The organism is Agromyces humi (genome assembly GCF_009720255.1).
Taxonomy (GTDB): Bacteria; Actinomycetota; Actinomycetes; order Actinomycetales; family Microbacteriaceae; genus Agromyces; species Agromyces humi.
Genome location: NZ_WJSP02000429.1, coordinates 1 through 2,944 on the forward strand (window position 1 = coordinate 1; position 2,944 = coordinate 2,944).

Annotated in this window: 2 protein-coding genes and 1 pseudogene; 2 read left to right on the forward strand and 1 reads right to left on the reverse strand. The window is 73.1% G+C overall.

Annotated features, from left to right (window positions below):
* Positions 1 to 206: pseudogene (locus tag GH736_RS20325) on the reverse strand (putative protein N(5)-glutamine methyltransferase); the annotation flags it as partial.
* A 203-nt stretch (positions 207 to 409) separates the two neighbouring features.
* On the opposite strand from GH736_RS20325, the gene GH736_RS20330 reads away from it, so the two are divergent.
* A complete protein-coding gene (locus tag GH736_RS20330) occupies positions 410 to 2,326 on the forward strand; it encodes an anthranilate synthase family protein (RefSeq protein ID WP_203230882.1) in 1,917 nt (638 codons plus the stop codon).
* Between the two features lie 90 nt (positions 2,327 to 2,416).
* Positions 2,417 to 2,887, forward strand: coding sequence for a hypothetical protein (locus tag GH736_RS20335; protein ID WP_159606561.1), 471 nt, complete (start codon positions 2,417 to 2,419; stop codon positions 2,885 to 2,887).
* Positions 2,888 to 2,944 lie beyond the last annotated feature (57 nt).

Below are 2,944 nucleotides of genomic sequence, written 5' to 3' on the forward strand. Positions count from 1 at the left end.
ATGCGCCGACCGGCGAACCCGGCCCAGCCGAGCAGCTGCTCGAGCGGCGCTCCGGCCACACGCCGCGCGACGAGGCGCTCGAGCTCGGCCGGGGCATCGGATCGTCCGTCGACGGCCTCGACGAGCAGTGCGGCCTCGTCCTCCGCGAAGACGCACCCCGCCGCGCGCAGCCTCGCCACGAGGGCGGGGTCCGGTTCTGGAGGCACCCCCGCATCGTACTGTCGTCGCGCCACCGGGTGCGCCGGGCGGCGGCATGCCCTAGAGTGCTCGACATGACCGCGTCGATCCGCACCTGGTGGCCCGCCTCCTAGGCGGACTCCCTGCGTTTCGACGTACGACGACCGCCCGAGGGCGGTCGTTTCGCGTCTGCAGCGGGATGCTCCGGCCGAGGGCCCGACCGGAGACCGACATGACTCGCCTGCTTTCCTCGCTCCTCGCCGCGTCCGCCGCTGCGGCGCCTCCCTTCGCCGTCGTCCGGCGCGAACACGAACCGACCCTCGACGTGCTCGTCGGCGAGGTCGTCGACGCGCATCGCCTCGCCGACATCCCGCTCGGCGACGCCGAGGTGCTGGCGCTCGTGCCGTTCCGCCAGGTGCGCGAGCGCGGCTACGCCGCCCACGACGACGACGCGCCGATCCGGTGCCTCGTCGTGCGGGAACGGGAGTCGGTCGCCGTCGACGAGGCGATCGAGCTGCTGCCGCGGCATCCGGTGGTCGTCGCCGACTTGGCGGTCGACGTGAGCGACGACGACTACGCCGAGGTGGTGCGCCGCGTGATCGAGGACGAGATCGGGCGCGGTGAGGGAGCGAACTTCGTCATCCGGCGCGAGTTCGCCGGGTCGACGGATGCCGCGCCGGGGGCCGCGGTGCTCGGATGGCTGCGCCAGCTCCTCGAGCACGAGCGCGGCGCCTACTGGACGTTCGCGATCAGCACGCCCGGGTTGGCGGCCGCGGGCGCCACCCCCGAACGGCATGTGTCGTCGATCGACGGCGTCGTCTCGATGAACCCGATCAGCGGGACGTTCCGGCACGGCGACGGAGGCGGCGTCCGCGTCAGCGGCCACGCGGCCGGCGACGACGAGCCCGACGATGCCGCCCTGCTGGCCTTCCTCGACGACGTCAAGGAGCGCGAGGAGCTCGTGATGGTCGTCGACGAGGAACTCAAGATGATGAGCGCGGTGTGCCCCGACGGCGGACGCATCCGCGGTCCCTTCCTGAAGCGGATGTCGCGCCTCACCCACACCGAGTACCTGCTCGAGGGCCGCTCGACGCTCGACCCGCGGGAGGTGCTGCGGCTCACGATGTTCGCCCCGACCGTCACCGGCTCGCCGATGGGCAACGCCTGCGCGGTCATCGCACGCCACGAGCCGACGCCCCGCGGCTACTACGGCGGCGTGCTCGCCCGCTTCACCCCGCGCCCCGGCGGCCACGACCTCGACGCGCCCATCCTCATCCGCACCGCGTACCTCGACGGGACCGGCCGGGTGCGGGTGCCCGTCGGTGCGACACTCGTGCGGCACTCCGATCCCGCAGGCGAGGTCGCCGAGACCCGCGCGAAGGCGGCCGGCGTGCTCACCGCGCTCGGCGCCCTGCCGCGGCTGGCGGCACCGAGGCGCACCATCGACGACGAGCAGCTCGGCACGCTGCTCGACGCCCGCAACGACCGGCTCGCCGCGTTCTGGCGGACGCCGCAGGCCTCGACGCCGACCCGTGCCGCGACCGCCGTCGTCATCGACGTCGGCGACGACTTCACCACGATGCTGGCCCACCAGCTGCGGCACCTCGGGGTGGATGCGCGGGTGCTGCCGTGGCACGAGGCGGCCGCCGAGGCATCCGAGGACCTCGTGGTGTTCGGCCCCGGCCCCGGCGACCCCCGGGACGCCGACGACCCGCGCCTGCAGCGGCTGCGTACGCTCATCACGGCTCGACTGGCCTCGGGGCGGCCCATGCTGGCGGTGTGCCTGAGCCACCAGGTGCTCGCCGACCTCGCCGGCCTGCCCATCGAACCGCTGCCGTCCCCCCGCCAAGGCGTGCAGCTCGAGGTCGACGTCTTCGGTGAGCCGGCGGCCATCGGCTACTACAACACGTTCTCGGCCCACGCGCCCACCGGCTCGACCACGCCGCGGCTCGGGCTCGAGGTCGCCTCGGATGCCGCGACCGGGGTGGTGCACGCCCTGCGGGCGCCGCGCGTGGCATCGGTGCAGGGCCATCTGGAATCGGTCACGTCACCCGACGGCCTCGCCACGCTGGAGCGCCTCCTCGACGGCGTTCTCGCAGGTCAGACGGCGTTTGCACACGGCGGGGAGGTCGCGCAGACGGCGGGATGATCCCGCACTCGATGCCGAAGCGCAAGGCATTGCGGACCATCGTCACGATGGATTGGCTGGGGCCGACCCGATTCGAGGAGGCGGTTCCCTGTGGACACCAGCACCATCATCTGGATCATCGTCGGCGTCATCGTCGTCATCGCGATCATCGTGGTCGCGGTGCTGATGACGAGCCGGCGACGGCGTGAAGCCCATCTGGAGGCGGAGCGGAAGAAGGCGGCCGACCTGCGGCAGAACGCGTACGAGTCGGACATCGCCCGGCGCGAGCGCGAGGCGGATGCCGCTCGTGCGGACGCCGCGGCGAAGCAGGCCGAGGCGAACGCCATGCAGGCCCAGCTCGAGGCCGAGCGCCTGTCGCGCGAGCGAGCCGAGCATGAGTCGAACGCACAGCAGCTGCGCACCGAGGCCGAGGAGCGCCTGCGCAAGGCCGACGAGGTCGACCCCGACGTGTCGTCCGACACGGACGGCGACCGTGGCACGGCGGCCGCGACCGCTCGTGGACGACGACCGCCTCGCCGACCAGCAGGTACTCGCCGAGGGGACGGTGATGCCAGACGGTAGGGGTGCCCGGTTCGAGCAGGTACGAGAGGGACGCTTCCTGCCCGGCCACCTCGAGCA

Bases quoted from the DNA above. Each gene is read 5' to 3' on its own strand.
- GH736_RS20330 (WP_203230882.1), top strand. From the start codon at position 410: ATGACTCGCCTGCTTTCCTCGCTCCTCGCCGCGTCCGCCGCTGCGGCG.